At 55.3% G+C, this 14,473-nt stretch carries 7 protein-coding genes, 2 tRNA genes and 6 pseudogenes; 9 read left to right on the top strand and 6 right to left on the bottom strand.

Going from position 1 to position 14,473, the window contains the following annotated elements; translation table 11 throughout:
- Positions 1-94: 94 nt before the first annotated feature.
- Complete coding sequence (locus HK44_RS18815; protein ID WP_019692284.1) at positions 95-853, bottom strand: hypothetical protein; 759 nt, start codon at positions 851-853, stop codon at positions 95-97.
- 370 nt (positions 854-1,223) lie between these two features.
- Here HK44_RS18815 and HK44_RS18810 point away from each other — a divergent pair.
- The 3 genes from HK44_RS18810 to HK44_RS18800 all read left to right on the top strand — a co-directional run bounded on the left by HK44_RS18810 (position 1,224) and on the right by HK44_RS18800 (position 3,436).
- Positions 1,224-1,299, top strand: a tRNA-Glu gene (locus tag HK44_RS18810).
- A 2-nt stretch (positions 1,300-1,301) separates the two neighbouring features.
- Positions 1,302-1,377 (top strand) — tRNA-Gly (locus tag HK44_RS18805).
- Between the two features lie 226 nt (positions 1,378-1,603).
- Positions 1,604-3,436: a tyrosine-type recombinase/integrase gene (locus HK44_RS18800; RefSeq protein ID WP_019692283.1), complete on the top strand. Its 1,833-nt coding sequence runs from the start codon at positions 1,604-1,606 to the stop codon at positions 3,434-3,436.
- 169 nt (positions 3,437-3,605) lie between these two features.
- Here HK44_RS18800 and HK44_RS18795 read toward each other — a convergent pair.
- Positions 3,606-4,530 (bottom strand): annotated as a pseudogene (locus tag HK44_RS18795) (IS3 family transposase); the annotation flags it as partial.
- 61 nt (positions 4,531-4,591) lie between these two features.
- Here HK44_RS18795 and HK44_RS18790 point away from each other — a divergent pair.
- The 4 genes and pseudogenes from HK44_RS18790 to HK44_RS18775 form a co-directional block, all read left to right on the top strand.
- Positions 4,592-4,759, top strand: a pseudogene (locus HK44_RS18790) (helix-turn-helix domain-containing protein); the annotation flags it as partial.
- Between the two features lie 2 nt (positions 4,760-4,761).
- A pseudogene (codA, locus tag HK44_RS18785) lies at positions 4,762-6,005 on the top strand (cytosine deaminase).
- 264 nt (positions 6,006-6,269) lie between these two features.
- The gene (locus HK44_RS18780; protein ID WP_019692282.1) at positions 6,270-7,532 is read left to right on the top strand and encodes a beta-ketoacyl synthase N-terminal-like domain-containing protein; all 1,263 of its coding nucleotides are present in this window, start codon (positions 6,270-6,272) and stop codon (positions 7,530-7,532) included.
- 169 nt (positions 7,533-7,701) lie between these two features.
- Positions 7,702-9,048: an MFS transporter gene (locus HK44_RS18775; protein ID WP_024265075.1), complete on the top strand. Its 1,347-nt coding sequence runs from the start codon at positions 7,702-7,704 to the stop codon at positions 9,046-9,048.
- Positions 9,049-9,283: 235 nt separating this feature from the next.
- Here HK44_RS18775 and HK44_RS18770 read toward each other — a convergent pair.
- Positions 9,284-9,649 (bottom strand): annotated as a pseudogene (locus tag HK44_RS18770) (IS630 family transposase); the annotation flags it as partial.
- Positions 9,650-9,714: 65 nt separating this feature from the next.
- Between HK44_RS18770 and HK44_RS18765 the strand changes: the two are divergent.
- The gene (locus tag HK44_RS18765; protein ID WP_024264756.1) at positions 9,715-10,692 is read left to right on the top strand and encodes an IS5 family transposase; all 978 of its coding nucleotides are present in this window, start codon (positions 9,715-9,717) and stop codon (positions 10,690-10,692) included.
- 137 nt (positions 10,693-10,829) lie between these two features.
- On the opposite strand, the pseudogene HK44_RS18760 reads toward HK44_RS18765, so the two are convergent.
- From HK44_RS18760 to HK44_RS18755, 3 genes and pseudogenes are all read right to left on the bottom strand, one after another.
- Positions 10,830-11,576 (bottom strand): annotated as a pseudogene (locus HK44_RS18760) (IS630 family transposase); the annotation flags it as partial.
- 92 nt (positions 11,577-11,668) lie between these two features.
- Positions 11,669-11,933: pseudogene (locus tag HK44_RS30620) on the bottom strand (IS5/IS1182 family transposase); the annotation flags it as partial.
- Positions 11,934-11,993: 60 nt separating this feature from the next.
- On the bottom strand, positions 11,994-12,905 hold the full coding sequence (locus tag HK44_RS18755; protein ID WP_019692278.1) for a LysR family transcriptional regulator: 912 nt from the start codon (positions 12,903-12,905) through the stop codon (positions 11,994-11,996).
- Between the two features lie 125 nt (positions 12,906-13,030).
- Here HK44_RS18755 and HK44_RS18750 point away from each other — a divergent pair, with 125 nt between their 5' ends.
- A complete protein-coding gene (locus tag HK44_RS18750; protein ID WP_019692277.1) occupies positions 13,031-13,720 on the top strand; it encodes an isochorismatase family protein in 690 nt (229 codons plus the stop codon).
- Positions 13,721-14,473: the final 753 nt, after the last annotated feature.

The raw sequence follows: 14,473 nt of genomic DNA, 5'->3' as shown, positions 1-14,473 counted from the left end.
GACTGAACTGAGCGAAGGGGGAGGGTCGCTTCGCGACCCAGCGGGAGCAAGCTCCCTCGCCACGGGTGTTGTGCGGCTTTGCACATCACCAGGATCAGTCGTAGATAGCTTTCTTCTTCCAGTCTGCGTCGGCTTCTACTTCCTTGAGGCCTTCGGTCAACTCGTTAACTTCGCCTTCTACCGGTGCAATGTTGGTCAGCACCATGGAGTTGGCGCGCGCCAGTAGTTTTTCCAGGTACTGCAACTGTTCGCTGTAAACCTGCGGGTCCTGCTGTTTGCGCAAGTACTGCACGCCACGCTCGAATGCCAGGCGGGCTTGCCCGGGTTGTTCCTGTTGCAGCGCATGTTGACCGAGGTTGTTGAAGAACTCGATGTGCAGCAAGACCAGGATGTGGCGAACTTCACGAATCCAGCGCTTGGCTTCGTTGGCTGGCAGGAAACCGTCCTGTGCCGCGCGAGTGATCTGGCCATGCAAGGCTTCAAGCAAGAAGCGCACGTCCTTGGCCTTGGCTTCGGTCTGGATCGGTGCCGGCGGGTTGTTGACCGGAATCGATTCGCCTTGCGCGACCAGCGCACTCAGTTCCTCGATGCGGGCTTTGGCCGCCGAATTGTTTTTATCCAGATTGAGCAGGCGTTGGCAGACGTTGAGTTCCAGTCGCGTCAGCAGCAGCTTGAGCGCCGGTGTCATCAGTTGGCCAGGGAAGGTTTCGGTGATTTCGCCACAGCGGCGCAGTCGATCATTGAGTTCGACCTTGGTGCGGGCCTTTTCCAGTTTATTGTTTTCCACCACATGGTTCATGTAGCCAATGGCGATCAATATTGCGATCCCGACTATTACTAGCAGGGTGATCATGAGTGGTGTCACCGTGAAGACCTCTTTATAGGGTTTGCGTGCGAGTGTAGTGGCTAAGCCTGGGAGCGCATAGGGTGGCGCGACGAGTTGAATCGAGCCTTTACGCTGTCTATATAGGCAATGTGTGGATGGGTGCACATTGCCATCATCTGCTGGAGAGGACTATAGCGTCTTGGCGAGTGACAGAATATAGGCGTCAAACCCCGGTCGGACGAAAACCCGGAATTGCCCCTCAAAGGGGGGCGAAGTCATTGATTTAAATAAATTTATAGTTGGGGGTTGACGACCCCTCAATCCATCCATAGAATGCGCGCCACTTACAGCGGAAAGCACACAGCGAAACGCGGTAGGGAGTGAATGTTGTACGTGTGTCCCCTTCGTCTAGTGGCCTAGGACACCGCCCTTTCACGGCGGTAACAGGGGTTCGAGTCCCCTAGGGGACGCCAATGCGGGAATAGCTCAGTTGGTAGAGCACGACCTTGCCAAGGTCGGGGTCGCGAGTTCGAGTCTCGTTTCCCGCTCCATATTATGATCTACAGAGTTCCATGGAGTTCTGTAAGTCTTTGAAATCAGGACCTTCGGGTCCTTTTTTCGTTCCAGCGAGTTCCACTGGAAACCACCGACAGCCACGACTTTTAAGTCCATTTTTAAGTCCATCAATACGGGTGTCACGGTTTCCGGATTGTTGCTGGAGGGGCGAGGCTTACGCGACAAGTATCTAGTCCTGACCAAGAGTTCAGGAGCTAGAGCATGGCACTCTCAGATCTGGCTGTCCGGCAAGCGAAAGCGACCGGAAAGGCCTATACCCTCGGCGACCTTGATGGGCTATCCCTGGCGGTGGCACCTGAAGGCGGCAAGTCGTGGCACTACCGCTACTACTGGGCCGGTAAGCAGAAACGCATGTCGCTGGGCACTTACCCCGAGGTCAGTCTCCGGGAGGCTCGTTCTTTGCGCGACGAAGCCCGGGCTCTTTTGGCCAAGGGCATCAACCCCCGAGCACACCGTAAGCAGAAGCGGCAGTCCGTCCGCCTCGCGGACGAAAACACATTCAAGGCCGTGTTCGACAAGTGGGTCGAGCATCGTAGCCTCGTCCTTAAGGAAGGGCGGCAAAGCACGCTTTCACAGATCCAGCGTATCTTTGCCAAAGACGTCCTTCCTGCTCTTGGGAAGCGCTCAATCTACGAAATCCAGCGGTCCGACCTGCTGGAGGTCGTGGCGAGGATCGAGCGCAGAAAGGCGTTCACTACGGCCGAGAAGGTTCGCACCTGGTTCCGGCAAATGTTCCGTTACGCATTGATCATCGCTCCCGGGTTACCGCTGAATCCGGCGTTCGATCTGGATGTCGTCGCGCTGCCTCAGTCGCCTGTACGCCACAATCCATTCCTGCGCATGCCCGAGCTCCCCGCCATGCTCCAAACACTACGCAAGTACCCCGGCAAGTTGCAGACCCAGCTTGGCCTTCGGTTGCTATTTTTGACGGGAGTGCGTACGGGGGAGCTGCGGCTGGCGACGCCGGATCAGTTTCACCTCGATAAGGGCCTCTGGATCATCCCCCCTGAAGTGGTAAAACAGCTGCAGCTTGAACTGCGCAAGGAGGGCAAGCGCCCCGGTGATATCCCGCCCTACATCGTGCCCCTTTCTGTGCAGGCTATAGAGGTCGTTCGCCACCTGCTGGATCAAGTGAAGCCGGCCCAGCGGTACCTGTTTGCCCACTACAGTGACTTGAAAAAGCGCATCAGCGAAAACACGCTTAATGCCGCGTTAAAACGGATCGGGTACAAGGATCAACTGACGGGCCACGGCATCAGGGGGACCATTTCCACCGCCCTCAACGAGATCGGCTACCCGAAAGTCTGGGTCGATGCACAACTCTCGCACTCTGATCCTGATAAAGTGAGCTCGGCGTACAATCATGCCGAATACGTGGAGCAGCGGCGGCGCATGATGCAGGACTGGGCCGACCGGCTGGACCTGTTCGAGCAAAACCAGATCGAGTCAGCCAGCATGCACCTCACGGTTCATCTAGAAGGTATTTCGCAGTTGACGGGTGACGTAGTCAAAGCGATCCCCGCGACGATGACGCCTGCACCCATCCTACTGGTGACGAAGCCAGGGAATACGATGCCAACTCTGACAGCGGCTGTTCAGCGTATATCGGCTGTTTCGGGGCCTGCGCCCGAGCTTTCGGATATTCAGCGTGAGCGGATGGAAGTGCTGGAGATGTACAATGCCCCGCATAACCTGCCGGCTGCGGTGTTCGCTGAGATGGCCGGCAAATCGCGCCGGTGGATCAGCTACGGGATTCAGGCCAGAAGAGTGCTTGCGTTGAACCTAGGTAACCAGGGGCAGCGCGTTCCGGATTGGCACCTAGATCCCCTGAAACATAAGCTGGTGCAGGCTGTTCTGAAGCATTCACAGGACGCTGATTCCTGGGAGATCTTCCGAGCATTACTGTATCCTCACCGAATGCTGGAAGGCCGCGCGCCGATCAAGGCCGTTACGTCAGCGAATTTCCATGAGGCCGTTATGGCAGCATGCTTTACGCTGAATAGCCGTGGAGTCTCGCACCTTCAAAGGGCATGAATGTCGGCGCCGACGCTGAATTGACTCAGTTACCGAGATGCCACTGACCCAGTCTGATTCCTCGCGAACCATTTCCTGTGCTGGATTTCTGCCGATAGGAGTTGGGTCAGTCTTGCGTCGGCACGTGGTCAATTCGGCGTCGGCGCCAACAACGCCGGCTCATGCTCTACTTGAAACGATATCGCCACAGTCGCTGAAGGAAGCTTCGGCTGCCATATTGGCTGCCTTGATCCGAATGAAATAGCACGTTCTGGGGCCGGCCACGCTGCTAAGGCCATATCCAAGGCCTTGATCACCAGGTCGGCATCAGGCTTCGATGAGAACGCCCAACCTACCACGCGGCGCGCGAAAAGATCGATCACAGCAGCCAAATAATGCCAGCGACCTTGAGCCCAGATGTAGGTGATGTCGCCGCACCACACCTGGTTGGGTGCCGGAACATCGAACTCCCGATCCAACACGTTCGGGATGTCCGGCGGCTCCACCGTCGCCTTTTTGTAGGCATGTGAGCCGGGTTGCTTGCTGATCAATTTCATCTCGCTCATCAGCTTGCGCACCTTGAATCGCCCAATCTCTATGCCGTCCTCTCGCATCATGAACATGATGCTTCGGCTGCCCGCCGCACTGCGGCTTTGGGTGAACAGCTCGTTCACGCGGCTGCGTAAAACCAGCCGCTCAACGTCCGGAGATCGGCGCTTGCGGCAGTGCGCTTAATAGCAAGATCGGGTGATTTCAAATACCGAGCACAACAGATCAACAGGCTCTTCAGTATGAAGTTGATCGATTAACGCAAACGCTCGTGTTCCTCGGCCATCAAGAGCGCGATGGCCTTTTTTAGGATGGATTTTTCCCGTTCCAGCCGATTAATCCGGGCTTCCAGCTCCTGGATTTTTTGCTGCTCAGGCGTCAGCGCTTTGCTGGTCGGAGTGACTCCATTTCACTCTTCCTGAAGCTGGTTTACCCATCGACGCCGGGCCGACTCAACCAGCCCAAGCGAGCGGGCAGCTTCGATGAGGCTGTAGCCTTGATCGAGCACCAGGCTGGCCGCTTCGCGCTTGAACTCGGAGGGTAAAGGGACGACGTTGTTTGGTCATTAGACACCTCTCTGTGGCGAGCATTCTCGCCTAAATGGGTGTCCGGGATTAGTTGACCACTACACTTAAGGCGGCCAGTCGCCTGGCAATCCACCGCAACACTATCAACCAACGCATCCAGCGCATCGAGCAGCAGAGCGGACAATCGCTGGACGATCCCCTTTTTCGAATGAGTGCATCGGTCGCGCTGCTGGTATGGCGCATGACCGAGGTCCACAGCAAGGAGTAAACATGAATATCATCAACGCGCGCCTGCGCGGTAAAACCGGCCTGTATCGTATCGAACTCAATGGCGCAAAGATTGCGGCCATCGTCGCTCAAACGGAGGTGGCTCAAGCGACCAGCGAGACGGATCTGAACGCCGGACAGAACCTGGTCACCGCGCCTTTCGTCGAGCCACACATTCATCTGGACGCCACGCTCACCGCTGGCGAGCCGAACTGGAACATGAGCGGCACGCTGTTTGAAGGCATCGAACGCTGGGCCGAGCGCAAGGCGCTGGTCACCCACGAAGATACCAAGGTTCGTGCGCGCAAGACTATCGACATGCTGGTCGATAACGGTATCCAGCACGTGCGTACTCACGTCGATATCACCGACCCAACCCTAGCGGCTCTCAAGTCCATGTTGGAGGTTCGCGAAGAAACCCGTCACCTGATCGACTTGCAGATCGTCGCTTTCCCCAAGAGGGAATCGAATCGTTCAAGAACGGCCGCGCCTTGATGACCGAAGCTGTGGCCATGGGCGCTGACGTAGTGGGCGGCATCCCGCACTTCGAGAACACCCGCGAGCAGGGCGATTCCTCTGTTAAATTTCTGATGGACCTTGCCGAACGCACCGGATGCCTGGTGGACGTGCATTGCGATGAAACCGATGATCCTCAGTCGCGCTTTCTCGAAGTGCTGGCGGAAGAGGCGCGGGTGCGTGACATGGGCGAACGAGTGACTGCCAGCCACACCGTGGCCATGGGCTCTTATGACAACGCCTATTGCTACAAGCTGTTCCGCCTGCTCAAACGGTCGCGGATCAATTTCATCTCCTGTCCGACCGAAAGCATCCACTTGCAAGGTCGCTTCGACGGCTATCCCAAGCGCCGCGGCCTGACGCGAGTCGCCGAGATCGACCGGGCGGGGATGAAAATCTGCTTCGGTCAGGACTCCATCGTCGACCCCTGGTATCCACTGGGTAATGGCAACATCCTGCGCATACTGGAGGCCGGTCTGCATATTTGTCACATGCTCGGCTACGAAGACCTCAAGCGTTCCCTGGACCTTATCACTGACAACAGCGCCCGAACCTTGCACTTGGGCGAACGCTACGGTCTGGAAGTCGGGCGTCCAGCCAACCTGTTGATTCTGTCCGCCCCGGACGACTACGAGATGATTCGTAGCCAAGGCCAGGTATTGATGTCGATCCGTAATGGCAAGGTGCTTATGCAGCGCAGCCCGGCACGTGTGGAGCGGTTCGCCAGTTAAGCCAACGCACTACTTGGTCGGTCAGCACTTTGAGGGGCAATGTTGCCCAATTTTTTGTCAGTTCGGTTGTTGTCAGCCCCCCTGCAAAAGTCACCAGCCGGCGATTTTCAACGTTGAATGCTTCGGGTCAGGTCTCTAATTAGAATTGATGCTGTTTTTGGTAATAAATATTACCGAGATACAAATTATCAGAATTAATTATCGCGATTAGACTCGAGCACATCGCAGCGTTGTTCACGCTACGGAAGAGAAGGGAGTTACGTCTTGCAGATTGATAAAGCATCCAGGCACAACACAGGTTTACGTCGGGTCGTGGTGACCGGGATGGGCATTGTTTCCTGTCTGGGCAATACCCCAGCGGACGTCTTGCAGGCGTTGCGTGAAGGGCGCTCCGGGATCGGATTCAACCACGCGTATGCAGAATCGGGACTACGCAGCCATGTCAGCGGCCTGTTGGACGTGGATCTGGAGCAGATAGATCGTCGCCAGCGCCGTTTCATGGGTGACGCCGCCGCTTACGCCTATTTGGCGATGCGTGATGCGATTGCCGATGCGGGTCTTAAATCCTCGCACGTCTCGAACCCGCGGACCGGTTGTGTGATGGGTTCGGGAGGCGGTTCCAGCGAGGACATCGTCGAAGCCAACCAATTGCTTGGCCAAGGAATCCGCAAAGTCGGCCCGTACCGGGTGCCTCGCACCATGACCAGCACGGTGTCGGCGTGCATGGCCAGTTTCTTTGCGATCAAGGGACTCAACTATTCCATCGCTTCTGCTTGTGCCACCAGTGCCCATTGCATCGGGCATGCGTTCGAACAGATCCAGTTTGGCAAGCAGGATGTGGTGTTCGCGGGCGGGGCGGAGGCTGAGCATGTCAGCCAGAGCTGCATGTTCGACGCCATGGGGGCTTTTTCCACGAGCTATAACGATGTGCCGACACAAGCCAGTCGTCCATACGACGTGACGCGTGATGGTTTCGTCATCAGCGGTGGCGGTGGCGTGCTGGTTCTCGAAGAGCTTGGACATGCGCTTGCACGTGGTGCGAGGATCTACGCCGAAGTGATCGGCTATGGCACTGCATCCGATGGTCAGGACATGGTTTCTCCAAGCGGCGACGGCGCGCTTCGGGCAATGCAGGCGGCGCTGAGTACCTGCGCGGAATCGGTTGACTACCTCAATACCCACGGGACCAGTACCCAGGCTGGCGACCTGGTCGAGCTGCGCGCCGCCGCGCAGGCTTTCGATGGTAGCTTGCCGGCGTTCAGCTCGACCAAATCGTTGACCGGTCATGCGTTGGGCGCAGCGGGTGTGCATGAAGCCATTTACTCGCTGCTGATGATGCAGCACGGCTTTCTTGCGGCTTCTCACAACATTGAGCAACTGGACCCAGAAGTCGAGGCATTGCCCATCATCCGTCATACGCGCTTTGACCAGCCGGTGAACTGTGTAATGAGTAACAGCTTTGGTTTTGGCGGGGCAAACGCCAGTCTGATTTTCAGCAAGCGCGCTCTCGACGGGGCAGCGCTTTAGCCGTATCGACCTAGTCCAGATCAGGGTCTGTGCGAAAAGTGGAGAACACCCACTTTTCGTCATGGTCCGAAGGCATTCACGGTCCGCGAGAGGCCGAACATGTCCATCCGCTTTTGATTTTGTTTGCAACTGCTCATCGCTTGTTTAGACAACTGACAGAGAGGTGGATATGACAACTAATACACGTATACCGCAGCACCCGGTGGCAATGAGGAAAGTGGTGTGGGCGGCGTCCATTGGTAACTTTGTCGAATGGTTTGATTTCGCTATCTATGGCTTTCTCGCGACTACAATCGCGCAAGTCTTTTTTCCCAGCTGCGACAGTACCACGGCGTTGCTCAAGACCTTTGCTGTGTTTGCTGTGGCTTTCGCCTTCCGCCCTCTGGGCGGTCTGGTGTTCGGGATTTTGGGAGACAGGCTGGGACGGCGGCGAGTATTGTCATTGACGATCTTGTTGATGGCCGGCGCTACCACCCTGATCGGTCTTTTGCCCACGTACGCAAGCATTGGTCTGATGGCCCCGGTGCTGTTGACCTTGATCCGCTGCGTACAGGGTTTTTCCGCCGGGGGAGAGTACGCCGGCGCATGCATCTACCTAATCGAGCACGCACCTGCAAACAAGCGCGCCAGATACGGCAGCGCTGCGCTGGTGTCGACCTTTGCCTCCTTCGCCGCGGCAGCCATCGTCACCTATGCCCTCAACACCTTTCTGAGCGCCGAAGAAATGGCCAGTTACGGCTGGCGACTGCCTTTTCTGATTGCGGCACCGCTTGGCCTGGTGGGGTTGTACCTACGCTGGCAGTTGGAAGAAACCCCAGCGTTTAAGGCCATCGCGGCAACTGAGCGCGACGCCCATGTGCCGTTGAAGGAAACCCTGCGTCAGCAAGCGGGCACCATGGGTTGTCTCGGGGCGTTTATCTCTCTGACGGCGCTGTCGTTTTATATCTGCACCACTTACTTCGTCACTTATTTGCAACTTCAAGGTGGCCTGGAGCGCCCGAAAGCGCTGCTTGTCTCAGTAATCACGCTGATATTTGCAGCAGCGTTTTGTCCGTTCGCCGGCGCCTACTCCGATCGTGTTGGCCGCCGCTATACCATGTTGACCGCCGCCGTATGGCTGCTGGTGACGATCTATCCGGCGTTTCTGCTCGCAGGTTCCGGGCTGTTTGTGTCAGCTTTGGCTGGCGCGCTGCTTCTGGCAGTAGGGGCGGTTCTTTGTGGGGTGGTCACCGCCGTGCTGCTGTCAGAAGTGTTTCCTACCCGAACCCGTTACACGGCCTCGGCCATTACATACAACATGGCCTACACGATCTTTGGCGGGACAGCACCGTTCATGGCGACCTGGTTGATCGAGCAATCCGGTAACCCCATGGCACCTGCTTTCTACCTGGCTGTTATTGCGATCTTCGCCTTGGCCGGCGGTCTATCCCTGCCGGAAACCTCAGGTTTTTCATTGGATGTGAACACCCCCGCAGCAACAGCCCCGATTCAAGCCATTGACCTGAACTGCAAATGATCGAAGAACTTGCGAAATATAACTCAGGAGGCGCTGAACTGTTCACCGGTTCGTGCCCATGCAGCATTTTCAAACCAATATCATCAACCTATCGGCCTTATTTTGCTTTTCCCAACCCGGTTCAGCCTCTCTAAGAACAACCGCACCGTGTACTTTTCCGGTCCGCGGTACCGAATTTGGCGATGATTGAAATGCATCTTGAGCATCTGAAAAGGATGCTCCAACTTAGAACGAGCTAGTGTGCTGTTTTCGAAATAACTTGCTCTTCCATCTGCGTTTCCATCGCTTCACGTGCCCGCCGGATCTTGCTCAAAATTTCCTCGCCTTTCGCGTTCCAGACGTACCGGGTCGGTCGTGCGTTCCGTAATGCCAGGAAGGTGGTAATCGAGCTTTCCAACTCACGTACGGAGCCGAAGCTGCCGTCGCGTAAGAACACGGTAATGTCCCTGAAAAAGCGCTCGACCATGTTCATCCAAGAGCTGGAGGTCGGTGTGAAATGCACGTGGAAGCGCGGATGTTTCGCCAGCCAAGTCTTCACCTTGGCATGCTTGTGTGTCGCATAGTTATCCACGATCAGATGCAGTTGGAGGTGCTTAGGGAAACTCTGAAAAAGACTTCCAACTCTGGTGAAATACCCCCTCACACGAATCGACCGGTTGAGCCCCGATGAAACAGATGTCCTTCGCCGATGCCGAGTATGCCGGCAAACGTAAGCAAACCCGCCGTGAGCGCTTCCTGATCGAGATGGATCAAGTCGTGCCCTGGAAGGGGTTGATTGCCTTGATCGAACCGCATTATCCAAAGGGTGAAGGCGGTCGTCCGGCGTATCCGTTGCTGGCCATGTTGCGGGTTCATCTGATGCAGAACTGGTTCGGCTACAGCGATCCGGCGATGGAGGAATCGCTGTATGAAACGATGATCCTGCGTCAGTTTGCAGGGCTGCATCTGGATCGAATTCCTGACGAAACCACGATCCTCAACTTCCGCCGCTTGCTGGAGAAGCATGACCTGGCGGGCGGGATTTTGCAGGTTATCAACGGTTATCTGGGTGAGCGTGGATTGATGTTGCGCCACGGAACGATAGTGGATGCGACGATCATTCATGCCCCCAGCTCAACCAAGAATAAAGACAAGAAACGCGATCCCGAGATGCATCAGACCAAGAAAGGAAATCAGTACTATTTTGGAATGAAATCCCACATTGGCGTCGATGCGGATTCGGGCTTGGTTCATAGCGTGGTCGGTACTCCTGCCAACGTGGCGGACGTGACACAAGTGGATCAACTGCTTCATGGGGAAGAGGTTCACGTCTGTGGCGATGCCGGTTACACCGGGGTGCAGAAGCGCCCGGAACATCAGGATCGCAAGATGATCTGGTCGATTTCTGCACGGCCCAGTTCGTACAAAGAGCATGGCAAAGACACGGTGATCGGCAGTGCGCTACGCGGAATTGAGTATGCGAAAGCGCAAGTCAGAGCCAAGGTTGAGCACCCATTTCGAGTGATCAAGCGCCAGTTTGGCTATACGAAAGTGCGCTTTCGTGGTCTGACGAAAAACATCGCTCAACAGACGACGTTGTTCGCCTTGTCGAACTTGTGGATGGTGCGAAAACGATTGTTGAATGCAGGAGAGGTGCGCCTGTAATGCGGGCTAATCGCCCTGAAACAGCGCGATTAGAGGAAAAATCATGAATTAAAGAGTGGAAAGGTCTGCTTTTCGACCAAATCAGCGTTTTTTGAACCTCACGCAGAGAAGGCATCAAAAATCGGTGGGTACTTCAGAACTTCCCTAGGGGTTTCCTTGTCGATTTTCTTGAGGAAAGCCAACCACTCCTGATGGCGGTGCTGGCGCTCGATGCTACTGATCAGTTTGCCCTGGAGATAATCCAGCGCTGCAAACAGCGTGACCGTGCCGTGGCGAGTGTAATCATGGGATTTGGTTTGGATATGACCGATCCCCAGAGGTAGCCCAGGTTGTGTGCGCTCCAAGGCTTGCACCTGACTTTTCTCGTCGCAGCAGAGTACCAACGCCTTGTCTGGAGGGGCCAGGTACAGGCCGATGACATCCCAGAATTTCTCCTCGAACTGCGGGGCGTTGGACAGTTTGAAGGTGCGCGTCAGATGAGGCTTCAAGTCATTGGCCGCCCACAGTTTATGCACGGTGGTCGCTGATATGCCGGCAGCACGGGCCATGCTTCGGCAGCTCCAGCGGGGCTCGCCGATATGAGGTTGAGTGACCTGTTCGAGCACGCGGCGGATCGTGTCGGCGGGCAGAGGGGATTTGCGTCCACGGCCAGGCTTGTCGAGCAGGCCTTCCAATCTGAGTGCCTGAAAACGCTGGCACCAGTCGGTGACCGTAGGGCGAGAGAAACCTGTCAATCGTACGATTTCTTCTCGCGTTGATCCTTGTGCTGCCAGCAAGATGACGCGGGCTCGACGGCCATCGCGCTGACTGATGGTGGCGGAACGTACGCGACGGCTCAGTTCGGCAAATTCTTCGGGGCTAAGCGTAATGTCCAGAGCGCTCACCAGGAACTCTCCAAGGTAGGAATGACACCTGAAGTGTAGTGCAAGCATGGAGAAATTTATTTCGCGAACAGCACACTAGGCGTGGCTTATACGATCCTGTGTTTGACTTGGTATGGAACGCTGCTTTTGCCGTGATGCCGGTAACTGCTCGGCCACGCTGCAATCGACTAGATGATTTCTCGATCAGCATGCCCCACTTGTTTGGCCGCACTGATGTAACCGCATCGCCTGGGACGTACGTCTCTCCAATGTGTAACGCGACCCGGGTGACATGAGTCATGTTGGCCGCATACCCGACTAGGCGAAGTACCAATCCGGCGCTGCGTCCACGCCAATATGGGCCTTGATGCCGACGTGCTACTAATTACCTTTTTAAGCCTGAATCCATGCCTGGTTTGCATTGCGCCGATTTGGTCCTCAGAGATGTCCCTGAGGGGCAAGTTCACGCAAGAGCTTCTTGAACAGGCGCGCTGTCGGATTTTCATAATCCTGGCTCCACGCTGCTATGGTTTCGATCGTGGCGTCTTTACTATTCAAGGGGACGATTGCCACGCCTTCGCGCTTTATCTTGAAGGCGCATTCTGAATAGATCGACACCCCCATGTTGGCGGCGACCAGTCCAAAGATGCCGATACTGGTGGTCGCTTCCTGAATGATATTCGGACTGAAGCCGTTCGCATGGCAGAGGTGGAATGTTTGCTCGCGAAACAGGCTCCAGCCACTTTCCGCGCCGAAAATAAAGCGTTCCTCTTTAAGCTGCTCGACTTTGATGTGTTTGTGTTTGGCCAGAGGGTGTCGTGCTGGAAGAATGACGACCATTTTCTCCAATGCAATCCGATGACTTTCAATTCCGGGAATAGCCAATGGGCCCAGCATGAAACCAATGTCGATCAGGCTGTCCTTGATGGCTTTGTATTGTTCCTGTGACGGCATATAAACCAATTCGACCGTGACGTCCGGGTGCAACTCCTTGAACTGTTCAAGAATCGAGGGCAGCACGCCATTGATAGCAAAGTCGTTGTAAGCCACCGCGATGTGGCCGATGTCACCGGCAGCTGCGCTCCTGGCCAGATAAACCGCGCGGTCGATATGACGCAACGCTTGGCGACACTCCTGCAGAAATAAACGCCCTGACTCTGTCAGGGCGACTTGCCGAGTGGTACGCACCAATAATTCTGCTCCCAGTTCTTCCTCCAGCCCCTTGATTAATCGGCTTAACGCTGGTTGGGTGATGAAAAGCGAGTCCGCTGCACGCTTGAAATGCAGTGACTCGGCAACCGCCATAAAGGCTTTCATCTGCTTCAGATCAAATCGTGCATTGTTGCTCATAATGGTATCAAATATCCTAAAATATGAATTAGAAATTATTAATTATGGAGATTATCGTGAGTTCAAGGTTAACGCAAACCCCGCGAACGACCTCGGTACCCTGAACTCACCTGGAGATACTTACTATGTCGCAAGACCTGATGGAGATGCTCAACCGCGCCTTTGAAGAATCGACCAAGCTCTATAAGGAGCGTGGCTTTCAACGGCGCATCGGTTTTGGCAAACGGCCTGCATTGATCAACGTCGACCTGGCTAACGCCTGGACTCGTCCGGGTAATCCTTTCACCTGCGAAAAGATTGATGATGAGATCATTCCCGGGGTGCAGCGCCTGATGAAGGAGTTTCGCGCCAACAAATTTCCGATAGTGCACGTAACCACCTGCTACCAGAACACTGATCGAAATGATCCCAACACCGACATGGGCCAATGGCACAACAAAATCCCGGTGGATGTTGTGAGTCAGAGCGATGAGAATCTCTGGGCTATCGACTCGCGAATTGCCCCTATCGATGGCGAATTCGTACTAGTCAAGAAGCGCGCCAGTTCGTTCAGCGGCACGTCGCTGGCCGGCTACCTGCGATCTGCTGGCGTGGATACTATCCTGGTCACTGGCGTGACTGCATCGGCGTGCGTGCGCACCACGCTGTGCGATGGTTTGGCTGAAGGCTTCCGTACCATCGCAGTGAAGGAGTGCATCGGTGACCGGGTACCTGGTGCGGTGGCCTGGAACCTGTTCGACATCGACGCCAAATTTGCCGATGTGGAAACTGTCGACACGTGCCTGGATTACCTGGCGACTGTCGGCCTGAAATAAAACGACAGAAGTTACTCAAGTTCGTATGAGTGACGCACCACCCCAACCATGCCAAAGGTTGACTTTGGCATGGTTTTTTTGTACCTGGAAAATGCCAGGCAGCCGTGCACCGCGTCCTTCATGTACTTAATTTTGCGTCTGTTGTTTTACAGGGTGACTGACGACCGGTGTCCGATCGCTGGCCAGCCGAGCACCTGCACCTGCACCTTCGATAGAAGCGCGTTGTTAAACGATTGAAATCACGCGGTTTATTTCTTGTCTGGCGAAGCTTGTACGGGCAGGCGTGGGTTATGCGCAGGGGGGTGCACTGAAATGGAAGTCTGACGCCCTGAAACAGTACGGGTGAGTTGCACCACGGTTTGGCAAAAATATAAGAATAGCGTTAATGCGGTGCATAAACTAATGCAGGGAAATGCACGAATACACATGGAAAATGAATTAGAAGCCCACCCAAGATTGTTTTATTGTTTTCTCAGGGGCGGCATTGTATGGGTAAAAATATAATCGTGCTGTCAGCTTTTTTGAGGTGGCACCCGTTTTGCTGGATCTTGGCATTTTGATAGCTGAATCGTTATTTGAGCAAGTTTGAACAGTCAATGTTCGAGAATGCGGGAAAACTACTTAAATAACAGGGCAGAAAGCTGGGCGCACATTGACGGGGCGGGCTCATTAACTTTGCGCAGGTTCGGCTATTCAACTGTCTAGCGCCTGATATTTCAAGCGGTTTGACCGACGTCACAACAACCCACCATG

It is taken from the genome of Pseudomonas fluorescens HK44, assembly GCF_000217955.3.
In the GTDB taxonomy this organism is placed as follows: domain Bacteria; phylum Pseudomonadota; class Gammaproteobacteria; order Pseudomonadales; family Pseudomonadaceae; genus Aquipseudomonas; species Aquipseudomonas fluorescens_AQ.
The sequence above is the reverse complement of the archived record's forward strand: the minus strand, read 5'-3'. Positions and strand labels throughout refer to the sequence as shown.

Coding starts and splice junctions, on each gene's coding strand:
- HK44_RS18800 (WP_019692283.1), top strand. CDS start 1,604: ATGGCACTCTCAGATCTGGCTGTCCGGCAAGCGAAAGCGACCGGAAAG.
- HK44_RS18815 (WP_019692284.1), bottom strand. CDS start 853: ATGATCACCCTGCTAGTAATAGTCGGGATCGCAATATTGATCGCCATT.
- HK44_RS18775 (WP_024265075.1), top strand. CDS start 7,702: ATGACAACTAATACACGTATACCGCAGCACCCGGTGGCAATGAGGAAA.
- HK44_RS18750 (WP_019692277.1), top strand. CDS start 13,031: ATGTCGCAAGACCTGATGGAGATGCTCAACCGCGCCTTTGAAGAATCG.
- HK44_RS18755 (WP_019692278.1), bottom strand. CDS start 12,905: ATGAGCAACAATGCACGATTTGATCTGAAGCAGATGAAAGCCTTTATG.
- HK44_RS18765 (WP_024264756.1), top strand. CDS start 9,715: ATGAAACAGATGTCCTTCGCCGATGCCGAGTATGCCGGCAAACGTAAG.